Here is a 15,308-nt window from a genome sequence, read left to right as displayed (position 1 = left end):
CGGCCTCAATCGGCTGCACCCCCGCTTTTCCAGGACGAAGGTTCCTTACTGGGCGGCCTTCTTGACGGGAGCGGCCTTGGCGGCCGGCTTCCGCGGCACCGCGGGCTTCTTGGCGGCGGGCTTGGCACCGGCCGGTTTGGCGGTCCGCTTGGCGGCGGGCTTCAGCTTGCGTTCCGGCAAAGCGTCGGCGAGGCGCCAGGTGCGGCTGTGCTGCTCGAAGGCGCGGATCTCCTCCAGGGAGATGTCCTTGAGGCAGCGGTGGATGTGGTCGCGCTCGGCCTTCCAGAAGGTGTGGGCGGGGCAGGCGCGCTCGTCCGTGCACTCCTTGAAGCCGAGGAGGCACTGGTTGCGCCACTCGGCGCCGTCCACGGCCTCGGCGATCAGGTCGAGGGTGATCTCCCGGGCGGCCAGGGCGAGGACCACGCCGCCCTTGTTCCCGCGCTTGGCCATCACCAACCCCACCTTCGCCAGCTTGTGGATCATCTTGGAGAGGTAGGGGCGGGGAAAGCCCGTCCGCGCGGCCACGTCCACGACGAGGGTGGGCTTGCCGCCCGGATCTTCGAGGCAGCTCATGGCGAGTACGGCGTAACCGGAGGACTGGGACAGAGGGAGCATGGTCACCTGCGCAGTTGAGATCGGATGGTCACTGCCAATGATAGACGATCTTCAGGTCAAAACATATTCGAAGAATGCGTCCTCGACTGCAATGTGCAAGACCCCCGGCATCACCCGGGGGTCTTGGCACGGGATGCGTGGGGTCAGGCCCGCCATCCGTTGAGGATCCGCATGTAGTTCGCGCGGGTGAAGGCCTGGGCGTTGGGGCACTTCTCCAGGCTCATGCTGCCCCGGGCCTGGGCCAGGGACGCATACTCGTGCTCCTCCAGCCACTCGGCGAGGATGGCCCGGGACTGGGCCAGGCGCTCGGGGCCGTGGATGAGGAGGGCGGAGACCATCTGGACCGCGTCCGCGCCCGCCATGATGGCCTTGAGGGCCCCCACGGCGTCGTGGACGCCGCCGGTGATGGCGAGGCTGCCCTTGACGTGGTGCCGCAGCACCGCGAGCCAGCGCAGGCGGAGGAGAAGGTCCGACGGCGTGGACAGCTGGAGGCTGGGCTCGGCGATCAGCTCTTCCACATTGATGTCGGGCTGGAAGAACCGGTTGAAGAGCACCAGGCCGTCCGCGCCCGCGGCTTCCAGCTCCACGGCGAAGTGGGCCAGGGAGGAGAAGAAGGGCGAGAGCTTCACGGCGACGGGGATCTTCACCTGGGACTTGACCATCTTCACGGCGTCCAGGGTGCGCTTCTCCACCTGGGCGGCGGACTCCGAGGGGTCCGTCGCCAGGTAGTAGACGTTCAGCTCCAGGGCGTCCGCGCCGGCCTGCTCCATGAGCTGGGCGTAGTGCAGCCAGCCCGCGGGCGTGGTGCCGTTGAGGGAGGCGATGACCGGGACGGACACGGCCTCCTTCACGCGGCGGAGCTGCTCCAGGTACTTCTCGGGGCCCAGGCGGAACTCGTCGGGCTCGGGGAAGTAGGAGAGGGCTTCCGGATTGGAGTTGGCGTGCAGCTCCATGTCCATGATGGTGCCCAGCTCTTCGCGGGTGATCTGCTCCTCGAAGAGCGAGTGCATCACGAGGGCGGAGGCGCCCGCGTCTTCGAGGCGCTTCACCATTCCCATGTCGTCAACCATGGGGGAGGCGCCCGCCATCAGGGGGTGCGCGAGATCAAGGCCGAGGTAGGTGGTGGAGAGGTTCATGGCTGCTCCCTAGCTTTCCTTGGCGTTGATGGAGAGCTTCGCCAGCTGTTCGTAGACGGAGAAGCGGTTGGTGGTGTCGTGCTGCGCCTGGTCGAGGAGCTTCTTGAAGTGCTCGGGGTTCTGCTGCTCGATCATGCGGTAGCGGGTCTCGTTGCGGACGTACTGGCCCAGCGAGATCTTCGGCGCGCCGGAGTCCATCTGGAGCGGGGTCTCGCCCTTCTCCATGCGGCGGGGGTCGAAGCGGAACAGCGGCCAGTGGCCGGAATCCACGGCCATCTTCTGCTGGTCGCAGCCGTGGGCCAGGTCGAAGCCGTGGGCGATGCAGTGGCTGTAGGCCAGGATGAGGCTGGGCCCGTTGTAGGACTCGGCTTCCTGGAAGGCCTTGACCGTCTGCGCGTCGCGGAAGCCGAAGGCGACCTTGGCCACGTAGATGCCGCCGTAGGTCATGGCGATCATGCCGAGGTCCTTCTTGGGCATGCTCTTGCCGGCCATGGCGAACTTGGCGCCGGCGCCCATGGGCGTGGACTTGGAGGCCTGGCCGCCGGTGTTGGAGTAGACCTCGGTGTCGAGCACGAGGACGTTCACGTTGCGGCCGGAGGCGAGGACGTGGTCCAGGCCGCCGTAGCCGATGTCGTAGGCCCAGCCGTCGCCGCCCAGGATCCAGACGCTCTTGTTGACCAGGTAGTCGGCCAGGTCGAGCAGCATCTTGGCCTCGGGCAGCGCGATGGCGGCCAGCTTCTGCTTCAGGATCTCGACGCGCTCGCGCTGCGCCTTGATCCCGGCCTCGGTGGCCTGATCCGCGGTGGCGATGCCGGCGACCAGTTCGTCGCCGAGCTGGGCGGCCAGGCGGTGCATCAGTTCCAGGGCGAATTCCTGGTGCTTGTCCACGGAGAGGCGCAGGCCCAGGCCGAATTCCGCGTTGTCCTCGAACAGGCTGTTGGCCCAGGCGGGCCCGCGGCCGTCGCGGTTCGTGGTGTAGGGCGTCGTGGGCAGGTTGCCGCCGTAGATGCTGGAGCAGCCGGTGGCGTTGGCGATCAGGGTGCGGTCGCCGAACAGCTGGGTGAGCAGCTTGACGTAGGGGGTCTCGCCGCAGCCGGAGCAGGCGCCGGAGAACTCGAACAGGGGCTCCAGGAACTGGGTGCCCTTCACGTCGAGCTTGACCGTGGTGCGGTCCACTTCAGGCAGGTCGAGGAAGAACTTGAAGTTGGCGGCTTCGGCCTCGCGCAGCGGGGCCTGGGGCACCATGTCGATGGCCTTGTGCTTGGGATTGCTCTTGTCCTTGGCGGGGCAGACTTCGACGCACAGGGTGCAGCCGGTGCAGTCCTCGGGGGCCACCTGGATGGTGTACTTCTGGCCCTTGTACTCGGGGCCCTTGTAGTCCACGCCCTTGAAGGTGGCGGGAGCGCCTTCCAGCTCGGAGGGGGAATAGACCTTGGCGCGGATGGCGGCGTGGGGGCAGGCCATCGCGCACTTGTTGCACTGGATGCAGATGGAGGCGTCCCACTCGGGGATCTCGAGCGCGATGTTGCGCTTCTCCCACTTGGTGGTGCCCACCGGCCAGGTGCCGTCCACGGGGAAGGCGCTGACGGGCAGCAGGTCGCCCTTGCCCTCCATCATCACGGCGCTGACGCGCTTGACGAAGTCGGGGGCCTCGTCGGCGACCATCGGGGGACGCTTGCGGGTGGCGGTGACGGTGGCGGGGACCTTCATCTCGTGGAGGTGGGCCAGGGTCTCGTCCACGGCCACGAAGTTCTTCTGGACGATGGCGTCGCCCTTCTTGCCGTAGGTCTTCTTGATGGCCTTCTTGATCTGGGCGATGGCCTCCTCGCGGGGCAGCACGCCGGAGATGGCGAAGAAGCAGGTCTGCATGATGGTGTTGATGCGGACGCCCATGCCCGTGTTCTTCGCCACTTCGTAGGCGTCGATCACGTAGACCTTGAGCTGCTTCTCGATGATGGCTTCCTGCACTTCCGTGGGCAGCGTCTCCCACACGGTCTCGCTGCTGTGGGGCGTGTTCAGGAGGAAGGTGGCGCCCTGCACGGCGGTCTCGAGCATCTCGTACTTGTCGAGGAAGCTCGTCTGGTGGCAGGCGATGAAGTTCGCCTTGGTCACCAGGTAGGCGCTCTTGATGGGGCGGGGCCCGAAGCGCAGGTGGCTGATGGTGATGGCGCCGGACTTCTTGGAGTCGTAGACGAAGTAGCCCTGGCCGAAGTTGTCGGTCTCTTCCGCGATGATCTTGATGGAGTTCTTGTTGGCGCCCACCGTGCCGTCCGCGCCGAGGCCGTAGAACAGCGCGCGGGTGACGTCGGAGGGTTCCACGTCGAAGCTGGCGTCGTAGGGCAGCGAGGTGTGGCTGACGTCGTCCACGATGCCGATGGTGAAGTGGTTCTTCGGCTTGTCCTTGGCCAGGTTCTCGTAGATGGCCTGGACCATGGCCGGGGTGAACTCCTTGGAGGACAGGCCGTAACGGCCGCCCACGACGATGGGATCGAGCGTGGTGTGGCCTTCCTCGCGGCCTTCGCGCAGGGCGGCGATGACGTCCAGGTGCATGGGATCCGCGGGGGAGCCGGGCTCCTTGCAGCGGTCCATGACGGCGATCTTCTTCACGGAGGCGGGGAGGGCGCGGACGAACTCTTCGATGGCGAAGGGCCTGAAGAGGCGGACCTTGAGGACGCCGATCTTCTCGCCCTGCTTCACGGCCCACTCGACGTACTCATGGGTGACGTCGCAGCCGGAGCCCATGATGACCACGACGCGCTCGGCCTCGGGGTGGCCGTAGTAGTCGTAGAGGCGGTAGTCGCGGCCCGTCAGGGCGGCGAAGCGGTCCATCTCCTGCTGCACGATCGCGGGGAAGGCCTTGTAGTAGGGGGTGCAGGCTTCGCGGGCCTGGAAGAAGGTGTCGGGGTTCTGGGCCGTGCCGCGGATCACCGGGCGATCGGGGGTCAGGGCCATCTTGCGGAAGTCGGCCACCAGCTCGTCGGGCACCATGTGGCGCAGGTCCTCGTCGTTGAGGATCTCGATCTTGGCGACTTCGTGGCTGGTGCGGAAGCCGTCGAAGAAGTGCAGGACGGGCACGCGGCTGCGCAGGGTGGCGGAGTGGCAGATGGCCGCGAAGTCATGGGCCTGCTGCACGCTCTCCGAGGACAGCATGGCGAAGCCGGTCATGCGGCAGGACATCACGTCGGAGTGGTCGCCGAAGATGCTCAGCGCGTGCGCCGCGAGGGTGCGGGCCGTGACGTGCATGCAGAAGGGCGTCAGCTCGCCGGCGATCTTGTACATGTTGGGGATCATCAGGAGCAGTCCCTGGGACGCCGTGAAGGTCGTCGTCAGGCTGCCGGCCTGGAGCGCGCCGTGGACCGCGCCCGCGGCGCCGCCCTCGGACTGCATCTCGATGACCGAGGGAATGGTCTTCCAGACGTTGGTCTTCCCCTGGGAACTCCACTCGTCCGACCACTCGCCCATGTTGGACGACGGCGTGATCGGATAAATGGCGATGACCTCGCTGAGGCGATGGGCGACCGAGGCGGTGGCCTCGTTTCCATCCAAAGTCTTCATCACTCTCTGGGTCATGGTTCACTCCTTCCGGGGGCGGGGGGATCTCCGGGACTGGGTATTCGGGACAGGGCTTACGCCACCACCATCGTACCTGATCGTTCGGTCAACTTGATCACAAAGGTCGGGTGGTCAGACCACGCCCTGGGGCTCGGGTACGAGCCGCTGATGGATGGCCGCAGCGGCCCGCCGGCCCTGGCCCATGGCCAGGATCACCGTGGCTCCGCCCGTGATGACGTCGCCCCCGGCGAAGACCCCGGGAAGGGAGGTCTCCCCCGTCTCGTCGTCCACCACCACGACCCCGCCCTTGAGGGTCTTGAGGCCCTTGTCGGTCATGGCGAGGAGGGGATTGACGTCGAAGCCCAGGGCGACCACCAGGGTCTCGCAGGGGAGCATCAGGCGCTCGTCGGTCATCTTGGGGCTGCGGCGGCCGTCGGGGCCGGGCTCGCCCAGCTCCATCACCCCGCACTCCGCGTGGGTCATCCAGCCCTTCTCGTTCCCGTGGAGCTGGACGGGGGTGGTGAGGAACTTGAAGTCCACGCCCTCTTCCTGCGCGTGCTCCAGCTCCTCCTTCCGGGCCGTGGATTCCTTCACGGTGCGGCGGTAGACCACCGTCACCTTCTCGGCGCCCATGCGGCGGGCGGCGCGGGCGGCGTCCATCGCCGTGTTGCCGCAGCCCACGATGACCACGTTCTTCCCCACCGTCACCGGCGTGGTGTAGTTGGGGAAGAGGTCGGCGCGCATCAGGTTGATGCGGGTGAGGAACTCGTTGGCGGTGTAGACGCCCTTGTACTCCTCGCCGGGGATGCCCATCATCTTGGGCAGGCCGGCGCCGGTGCCCATGAACACCGCGTCGTGCTCGCGGCGCAGGTCCTCCAGGGTCATGCTGCGGCCCACGAGGGTGTTCATCACGAAGGTCACGCCCAGGCGGCGGAGGGTATCCACTTCCTGATCGACGATCCGGTTGGGCAGGCGGAACTCGGGGATGCCGTAGAGCATCACCCCGCCGGGCTTGTGGAAGGCGTCGTAGACGGTGACCTTGTGGCCCTTCTTGATCAGCTCGCCGGCCACCGTGAGGCCCGCGGGACCCGCGCCGATGACGGACACCTTCTTGCCGGTGGGGGGCTCGACGGGCGGCAGCTCCTGGGAACCCAGCATGGAGTCGCTGGCGAAGCGCTCCAGGCGGCCGATGGACACGGGCAGGCCCTTGATGCCCACCACGCACTTGATCTCGCACTGCTTCTCCTGCGGACACACGCGGCCGCAGACGGAGCCCAGCGAGGAGCTCTCCTTGATGACGCGGGCGGCGCCCTGGGGATCGCCGTCCACGATCCGCTGGAGGAAGGCCGGGATGTTGATGCTCACCGGGCAGCCCTCGATGCAGGTGGGGTGCTTGCACATGATGCAGCGGGCGGCCTCCAGCTTCGCCTGGTCGGCGGAGAGCCCCAGGCTCACTTCGTCGAAGTTACCCACGCGCATCTCGGGCGACTGGCAGGCCATATCCTGGCGGGGGATCTTCATCTTCTGGCTGGGCTTGATGGCGCGCAGGTCCAGGTTCTGCCAGTCCAGTTCAGTCACGGGCTCGTTCAGGTACTGGGAATAGTCCACCGGACCCGTGGCGGCCACGCGGCCGATGCGGCATTCCGAGGGGTCGCAGATGCCCTTTTCCTCTTCCTTGTACCAGTCCTGGCGCATGCGGAGCATGTCGAAGTCCACCTGGTGGCCGTCGAAATCGGGGCCGTCGAAGCAGGCGAACTTGGTCTGGCCGCCCACGCTCACGCGGCAGCCGCCGCACATTCCGGTGCCGTCCACCATCAGGGCGTTGAGGCTCACCAGGGTGAAGATGCCGTGGGGCTGGGTCAGGTTGGAGACGGCCCGCATCATGGGCAGCGGGCCCACGGCCACCACCTGGGCGATGGGTTCCCGGGCGATGAGTTCCTTCAGGGCGTCGGTGACCAGTCCCTGGCGGCCCAGGCTGCCGTCGTCGGTGGTGACGATCAGTTCCGCGGAGGCCGCGCCCAGCTCGTCGGCGAGGAGCACGCGCTCCTTGCTGCGCCCGCCCAGGATGGTGATGACCCGGCGGCCCTTGGCGTGCAGTTCCTCGGCGGCGGGCAGGATGGCGGCGGAGCCGTAGCCCCCGGCCATCAGGACGATGGTGCCCTCCCCCACCAGCTCGGTGGGGGCGCCCATGGGGCCGGCCACGGCGTAGAGGCGGTCACCGGCGCTCAGGCGGCCCATGGCCTTCGTGGTGGCGCCGACCTCCTGCATGATGAAGTGGATGTAGCCGCGGCGGGCGTCGCCGCCGGCCAGGGTGAGGGGGATGCGCTCGCTCTCGGGGAAGGGCGCCACCATGAAGAACTGGCCGGGCTTCCGGCCGCGGGCCACCTGCGGGGCCTGGACGATGAAGGACCAGGTCTCCGGGGCGATGAGCTTCTTTTCGAGGATGAGGTACCCGTCCTGGGTCTCCGCGTCGGACCAGAACAGGGTCTTCCCCTTGAGCAGGGGCAGCATCAGGCGCTCTTCCGCCTCGATGTGGTCGCGGATCAGGTCGATCAGCCGCTGGCCCAGCAGGGTGAGGGAGCGGGGGGCGCGCACCTGGCCGTCGTCGATCTCCGCCAGCAGCTGCAGGTTCAGCTCCCACATCTGGCGGTGGTCGTCATGCAGCCGCTGGTGGAGGGCCTCGGCGCCGATCTCCTCCAGCAGGGGGAACAGCTCCCGCTCCTCGGCCTCGTTGTGGGGCCGCAGCACCTCGAAGATCCAGCGGGCCCCCCGGTCCACCGCCTTCCAGTCCGAAGCGGCCAGGGCCTGGCCCATGGCCGTCAGTCGCCCCTGGGCTTCCTGATGGGTGGCGTGCCAGTGGGGGGCGGGGAGGTTGTCGGCGCTGATCAGGTTGGTAGCCGTATCGGGCATGGGATGCCTCCGGATCGTTCAGCATGCGATGGGGATTGGGGGAATTCTGTGTCTAAAAACCTAACCGGAAACACTTGTGATCCACGCCACAGAAGGCTGGAATCGCAAGGACTTAGATGGCGTCACCAGGATGTCGCCTGGATTATTCGGGCATCCCTCGGCGGGGGGGCGCCACCAGCAGTTCCCGCATCTTTTCCACCAGTTCGCCCATCCGGAAGGGCTTCTGCAGGAACCCGTCCGGGGACAGCCCTTCGAGCGATTCGAGGGAGTCGGCCTGGGTGTAGCCGCTGGTGAGGAGGACCCGCATCGCCGGCGCCAGCGCCCGGATCCTCTGGAAGGCCTCCGCGCCGCCCATCCGCGGCATGGTCATGTCCAGGAGCACCGCGTCGAAGGCGGCCGGGCGGCGGCCCACCGCTTCCACGGCCTCCGCTCCGTCGCGGGCCTCCTCCACCCGGAAACCCGCGCCCTCCAGCGCCATGCGGGCCAGATCGCGGAGGAGCCCCTCGTCGTCCACCACCAGCACCGTCCCCGTGACCTTGGGCTGGGGCGCGGGCTCGGGCGAGGGGAGCAGCACGGTGGTTTCCCCCGCGGGGAACAGGAGGGTGAACGTGGTTCCCTTGCCCTGGACGCTCGCCACGTGGAGCCCCGCCTTGTGGCCGCGCACGATCCCGAGCATGGCCGACAGCCCCAGGCCCCGGCCGGTGAATTTGGTGGTGAAGAAGGGATCGAAAATCCGACCGATGGTCTCGGCGTCCATGCCGGCCCCGTCGTCCTCCACCTCCATCCGCACGAACAGGCCCGGTTCCAGCACCTGGCCCGGGAATTCCGCCGCCAGCCGCCACGCCGCCCATTCCTCGGCCCGCGTGCGGACCGTGACCGTCCCCGGCCGGTCCCCGATGGCCTCGGAGGCGTTGATCACCAGGTTCATCACCACCTGCTGGAACTGGGCGGCGTCCGCTTCCACCGGCGGCAGGCCCGGCTGGAGGTCCCGGAGAAGGGTCACCTTCTTGGAGATGGACACCGCCAGCAGATCGCCCATTTCGGCGATGACGGCGTTGAGGTCCAGGGGCTTCACCGCGAAGTGCGCTTTGCCCGCGTAGGCCAGGAGCTGCCGGGCCAGGTCGGAGCCGCGCTGGGTGGTGGACTCGATGCGGTGGAGGGCGGCCTGGAGGTCCAGGTGGCCGCGGGCGAACTCCAGGGCCATCTCCGTGTTGCCCAGGATCGCCGTCAGCAGGTTGTTGAAGTCGTGGGCGATGCCCCCCGCCAGGACGCCCAGGCTCTCCAGCTTCTGGGTCTGCTGCAGGACGCTCTCGGCGCGGCGGCGCTCGGTGATGTCGTCCGCCATGAAGATGGCCCCGAGCAGGCGGCCGTCGCCGTCCCGCAGGGCCGTGTTGTACCAGTCGCACAGGATCCGCTGGCCCGTCCGCGTCACGTTCTCCATGGTGAGGCGCAGCCCCGCCGCCCCGGTCAGGAGCGCCTCGCGGCGCGCGGCCACCTCGGACTGAAGCTCGGGGGGGACCAGGAACCGCGGATCCCGCCCCAGGGCCGCTTCCCGCCCGTAGCCGAAGATCCGTTTCGCCGCCGGGTTCCATTCGCGGATCCGGAACGCGGCGTCCGTCTCGATCACGGCGAGGGGCGTGAAGGCCATGTGGCTGCGGGTCCGCTGAAGGGCCTCGGACAGGGAGGCGTTCATGCCCTGCGCCAGCCCCAGCGCCCGGACCCGGGTTCCCGCCAGGGACCACACCATCGTGGTGAGGGAGAAGGTGAGGATCAGTCCCCCTACCAGGATCAGCAGCGGCTGGTTGCGCCCTTCGGTGTGGTAGAAGCCCGGCCGAATGGCGTAGCGCAGTTGCCAGGCGCGGCCTCCCGCATCCAGGGTGCGGATCTGCGAAGGCGCCGTTCCTTCCGGCCACTCGCCGCCGGTCGCCAGCCGTCGGGGGCCGGCCGCCGGAAACGTGTCCACGATCTCGAACGCCAGGGCGCCGTCCTCCCCGCGGAGCAGGTCGTCCACGAGGGGCCGCAGCAGGATTCCCGCGGAGACCCAACCGCGCAGGCGCTGCCGCCGCTCCGCCGGAGTCGTCGGGGCGTCCATCCCCGCATACACGGGAAGGAAGAGCGTCACCGCTTCTTTGCGCCCCGCTTCGGGGCTGAAGTACAGCAGCCCCGACAGCACCGCGTTGCCCGAATCCCGGGCCCGCTCCGCCGCCATCCGTTGGCTGCGGCTGGCGCTCAGCTCGAGGCCCGGCGCCATATCTCCGTCGGATCGCGGCTCGCACAGCTCGATGACGAACCGGCCGCCGTCCAACGCCGCTTCCCCGGGCGGGAGCGGATCCGCGACGGGTCGGCCCAGCCGCCCCTTCAGCCGCGGCCGGGCCCTGAGAAAGGCCTCCACGCCGCGCTCGGGGATGGGCCGGACGAACGCGAGGCTCGCCAGTCCGGGATGGCGGCCGGGCAGGTCCAGCCGGTCCACGTAGGCCTTCCACTCCTCCGGCGTCGGATCGTCCCGGTCGAGGGCCAGGATCCCCTGCGCCCCGCGGAGGATGTCCTCGTAGCGCCCCAGCCGGTTCCGCAGCCCCCACTCCGTCCGTCCCACGAATCGGGCCAGCCGGCCGCGATCGCCCTCGATCCGCCGGAGCCGGGCCCCGTTCCAGGCCAGCAGCGTCGCCGCGAGTCCCACCGCCAGCACCCCCAGCGCAAGCCACAGCGGTCCCCGCGGCGGGCGCGACGGGAAAGCGGGGGACGGGAACGGGAGCGGCATGGGGAAGAAGGCGACCGGTCCCATGGTAGCCATCCGGAGGAAGGGCCCGGCCGCCGGCGGTCGTGCGCTAGGGTGGAAGAGCCGGGAGGATCGCCGTGGACCAGCTCGAAGAATTCCTGCCCTATGCGCAAGGGTGCCTGAAGCACGCCTCCGAGCGGGCGCGGCTGGAGGCCATCCTCGTCCAGTGGGTGGCCAAGTGGCGCGGCAAGCATCGCGTCCTCGACTACTCGCGCAGCCACCACGGCGCCTTCCTCCACTTCAACCAGCTCATGGACGGGAAGTGGGTCCAGGCCTTCACCTTCGTCGCCACCCGCCGCGAGGGCGTCTGCCTCCGAGGCCCCGACCCCGACCGCACCCGCAAATCCCACAAGCTGCGCCGCAACCCCCTCGACGCCGCCCCCCTCGACGCCCTGTTCGAAGCCTGGTCCGAGCACCCCGAAGCCCGCCCCGCCGGACACGCCGTGGAGTTCTTCCTCGTGGAGACGCCGGATGAGGTGTGGAAGGCGTGTTTGGAGGAGGTAGGAGCGAAGCTGGGGGCGTGAGTTGTTGTGCCTCAGATCTTTCGAGCCCCGTGGTTTCACTCATGGTCTTTGCTCGCTGCCTCGCCTTCGACTTCCGTCCTTGGGGTGCGAGGGAAAGCCGCATTCAGTGCTCAGCGCCCGAAGGCATTCGATCTGAAGGCAGCGGTCGCCCCCATGCTGGATGTTGGGCCGGTTCGGGTGCTCAACGCCCGAAGGCATTCGATCTGAAGGCAGCGCTTCGAGTCGAGCGTGGACGCGCGCCTGACTGGGTGCTCAACGCCCGAAGGCATTCGATCTGAAGGCAGGATTCGGGATGGGGGCGTGCGCCTGCCGATGCCGGGGTGCTCAACGCCCGAAGGCATTCGATCTGAAGGCAGCGGCTTCTTCCTGTCGCATCCAAGGGCGGGCGTGGAGTGCTCAACGCCCGAAGGCATTCGATCTGAAGGCAGACGAAACCGTCCTTGCGGTAGCCGTTGACCTTCGGTGCTCAACGCCCGAAGGCATTCGATCTGAAGGCAGTGGACGAGCAGGACTTCCCCTCCGCCTTCGTGGTCCAGTGCTCAACGCCCGAAGGCATTCGATCTGAAGGCAGCATCACGGGGGCGCAGTACGGGGCGCTGAACAAGTTGTGCTCAACGCCCGAAGGCATTCGATCTGAAGGCAGGGCTGGGCGGTCAACGCTCGGACCCGGAAGAGTTTGTGCTCAACGCCCGAAGGCATTCGATCTGAAGGCAGGTGGACGGCAAGCTCGTTCCCACCCTGTCTGATTGTGCTCAACGCCCGAAGGCATTCGATCTGAAGGCAGCCGAACCGGGGGCCGGGTCACATCCGATTCGTCTTGTGCTCAACGCCCGAAGGCATTCGATCTGAAGGCAGCAGGTGGTGCAGGCGTAGCGCGGGGATTCAAGGGTGTGCTCAACGCCCGAAGGCATTCGATCTGAAGGCAGGGACCGCTTCCTTCACTTGCTCCAAGCTGACCTCATTGTGCTCAACGCCCGAAGGCATTCGATCTGAAGGCAGCTACACGGCGGAGATCGATGACATCGCCGTGCGCGTGTGCTCAACGCCCGAAGGCATTCGATCTGAAGGCAGAACCGGAAGGTGGTCAAGGGGAGCGTCTCGTACGGCTGGTGCTCAACGCCCGAAGGCATTCGATCTGAAGGCAGACGGACGAACCATGAATCCAGGCCGCGCGAGATCCGTGCTCAACGCCCGAAGGCATTCGATCTGAAGGCAGCCGACCCACCACAACGACGGCGGTGACCTTGTTGGCGTGCTCAACGCCCGAAGGCATTCGATCTGAAGGCAGACGCGAGGGCCCAGGCGCGGAACGTCGCATCGTTCGAGTGCTCAACGCCCGAAGGCATTCGATCTGAAGGCAGCCCTCCGCCAGCAGCAGGGCGACGGCCTTGTCGCGGTGCTCAACGCCCGAAGGCATTCGATCTGAAGGCAGTCTGGAGGGTCCCGGTCTCCGGCGGAACCGCATCGGGTGCTCAACGCCCGAAGGCATTCGATCTGAAGGCAGGAGGATGGCCGCCTCCTTGTTGGCCTCGGCCGGATTGTGCTCAACGCCCGAAGGCATTCGATCTGAAGGCAGGGGGCTACGGCCACGCCCTCCCCTCCGGCCTCACCTCGTGCTCAACGCCCGAAGGCATTCGATCTGAAGGCAGACTGCATGAAGGCGGCTGGCATACCATCCGGGGAGCGTGCTCAACGCCCGAAGGCATTCGATCTGAAGGCACCGCCCCCTGCCTAATTAGATTAATGTGCTCAACGCCCGAAGGCATTCGATCTGAAGGCAGATTACCCGACAGCAGCTGGATGCTGCCGCCCGTGCCGCGTGCTCAACGCCCGAAGGCATTCGATCTGAAGGCAGAAGGGCCTCACCCCGCACCGCCTCCGGGGGAGCTAGTGCTCAACGCCCGAAGGCATTCGATCTGAAGGCAGGCGCCTGGAGGCCATGGGCGACAAGATGGAGGCCATGTGCTCAACGCCCGAAGGCATTCGATCTGAAGGCAGCCGCCTTGATCTTCTCTCTCCTGTCGGGATTCGCCTGGTGCTCAACGCCCGAAGGCATTCGATCTGAAGGCAGCCCCCTGATCCCACAGTAGTTACGTAACAGGGGATGTGCTCAACGCCCGAAGGCATTCGATCTGAAGGCAGCAGGCGGCAGTGGCAAGGTCGGCAGTGGCAAGGTTTTTGTGCTCAACGCCCGAAGGCATTCGATCTGAAGGCAGCCAGCAGGAGCCTACGTGTCCACCACTCTTACGCGGTGCTCAACGCCCGAAGGCATTCGATCTGAAGGCAGCGCGTCAGGGTGTCGCCCTCCGAAATTAATCGGCAGTGCTCAACGCCCGAAGGCATTCGATCTGAAGGCAGCGCACCACGGCGCCCCGGTGCAGGCCATCTGCCAGAGGTGCTCAACGCCCGAAGGCATTCGATCTGAAGGCAGCAGGGCCAGTCGACGCTCCATCTGCTCGGCCACCACCTGTGCTCAACGCCCGAAGGCATTCGATCTGAAGGCAGGACGATGAAGTCCCAGGGCAAGCAGGACTACGCGAAGTGCTCAACGCCCGAAGGCATTCGATCTGAAGGCAGTTCGACGGGGCGCCCGCGGCGGTCAGGATGTCGAAGTGCTCAACGCCCGAAGGCATTCGATCTGAAGGCAGCCGGAGGTCGCGTCGTCGTGAACCCGAGCTGTCTGTGCTCAACGCCCGAAGGCATTCGATCTGAAGGCAGTGAAGAGTACGGGAAGTGACGAGAAGAAGAAAGATCGGTGCTCAACGCCCGAAGGCATTCGATCTGAAGGCAGCGAGCCAGCACACGCGCACCGGGGCCACCACCAGGTGCTCAACGCCCGAAGGCATTCGATCTGAAGGCAGGCCGCGAGACCTGGTTTGTAAAAGACATGCTGATCGTGCTCAACGCCCGAAGGCATTCGATCTGAAGGCAGAACACAGCTTTAGAAAGTCTGGCATGCCGACTAAGAGGTGCTCAACGCCCGAAGGCATTCGATCTGAAGGCAGCGTAGTGACTGGGGAAAATACGAACGCGGCCTGTTGTGCTCAACGCCCGAAGGCATTCGATCTGAAGGCAGCACTGGACGCCGCGAGTTGCTGGATCAAGGTCTTGTGCTCAACGCCCGAAGGCATTCGATCTGAAGGCAGCCGAAGACGCTCACAAGTTGACGATCCAGAACGACTCGTGCTCAACGCCCGAAGGCATTCGATCTGAAGGCAGCCAGCAGGAGCCTACGTGTCCACCACTCTTACGCGGTGCTCAACGCCCGAAGGCATTCGATCTGAAGGCAGCGCGTCAGGGTGTCGCCCTCCGAAATTAATCGGCAGTGCTCAACGCCCGAAGGCATTCGATCTGAAGGCAGCGCACCACGGCGCCCCGGTGCAGGCCATCTGCCAGAGGTGCTCAACGCCCGAAGGCATTCGATCTGAAGGCAGCAGGGCCAGTCGACGCTCCATCTGCTCGGCCACCACCTGTGCTCAACGCCCGAAGGCATTCGATCTGAAGGCAGGACGATGAAGTCCCAGGGCAAGCAGGACTACGCGAAGTGCTCAACGCCCGAAGGCATTCGATCTGAAGGCAGTTCGACGGGGCGCCCGCGGCGGTCAGGATGTCGAAGTGCTCAACGCCCGAAGGCATTCGATCTGAAGGCAGCCGGAGGTCGCGTCGTCGTGAACCCGAGCTGTCTGTGCTCAACGCCCGAAGGCATTCGATCTGAAGGCAGTGAAGAGTACGGGAAGTGACGAGAAGAAGAAAGATCGGTGCTCAACGCCCGAAGGCATTCGATCTGAAGGCAGC

The 15,308-nt window shown here is 66.7% G+C and carries 6 protein-coding genes and 1 CRISPR repeat array (1 of these 7 cut by a window edge); of the genes, 1 reads left to right on the top strand and 5 read right to left on the bottom strand.

The genetic code is table 11. The features are described 5' to 3' along the window. Positions 1 to 45: 45 nt before the first annotated feature. The 5 genes from RAH39_RS12410 to RAH39_RS12390 form a co-directional block, all read right to left on the bottom strand. The gene (locus tag RAH39_RS12410; RefSeq protein ID WP_306590439.1) at positions 46 to 615 is read right to left on the bottom strand and encodes an RrF2 family transcriptional regulator; all 570 of its coding nucleotides are present in this window, start codon (positions 613 to 615) and stop codon (positions 46 to 48) included. Between the two features lie 143 nt (positions 616 to 758). Further along, entirely contained in the window at positions 759 to 1,751 is a 993-nt protein-coding gene (locus RAH39_RS12405) for a dihydroorotate dehydrogenase-like protein (RefSeq protein ID WP_306590438.1), read from the bottom strand. Positions 1,752 to 1,760: 9 nt separating this feature from the next. Beyond that, positions 1,761 to 5,321, bottom strand: a complete 3,561-nt coding sequence (gene nifJ / locus RAH39_RS12400; protein WP_306590437.1) for a pyruvate:ferredoxin (flavodoxin) oxidoreductase — start codon at positions 5,319 to 5,321, stop codon at positions 1,761 to 1,763. Between the two features lie 114 nt (positions 5,322 to 5,435). Further along, positions 5,436 to 8,213, bottom strand: a complete 2,778-nt coding sequence (gene gltA, locus RAH39_RS12395) for an NADPH-dependent glutamate synthase (RefSeq protein WP_306590436.1) — start codon at positions 8,211 to 8,213, stop codon at positions 5,436 to 5,438. A gap of 142 nt (positions 8,214 to 8,355) precedes the next feature. Next, positions 8,356 to 10,995, bottom strand: coding sequence for a CHASE domain-containing protein (locus RAH39_RS12390; protein WP_306590435.1), 2,640 nt, complete (start codon positions 10,993 to 10,995; stop codon positions 8,356 to 8,358). Between the two features lie 71 nt (positions 10,996 to 11,066). Between RAH39_RS12390 and RAH39_RS12385 the strand changes: the two genes are divergently transcribed. Then, on the top strand, positions 11,067 to 11,513 hold the full coding sequence (locus tag RAH39_RS12385; RefSeq protein WP_306590434.1) for a hypothetical protein: 447 nt from the start codon (positions 11,067 to 11,069) through the stop codon (positions 11,511 to 11,513). 106 nt (positions 11,514 to 11,619) lie between these two features. After that, positions 11,620 to 15,308: direct repeats of the CRISPR family, unit length 36 nt; unit sequence GTGCTCAACGCCCGAAGGCATTCGATCTGAAGGCAG (it continues 934 nt past the right edge of the window).

The organism is Geothrix sp. 21YS21S-4 (assembly GCF_030845995.1).
Taxonomy (GTDB): Bacteria; Acidobacteriota; Holophagae; order Holophagales; family Holophagaceae; genus Geothrix.
Note: the sequence above shows the minus strand (reverse complement) of the source record. Positions and strands in the feature narration are given on the sequence as shown.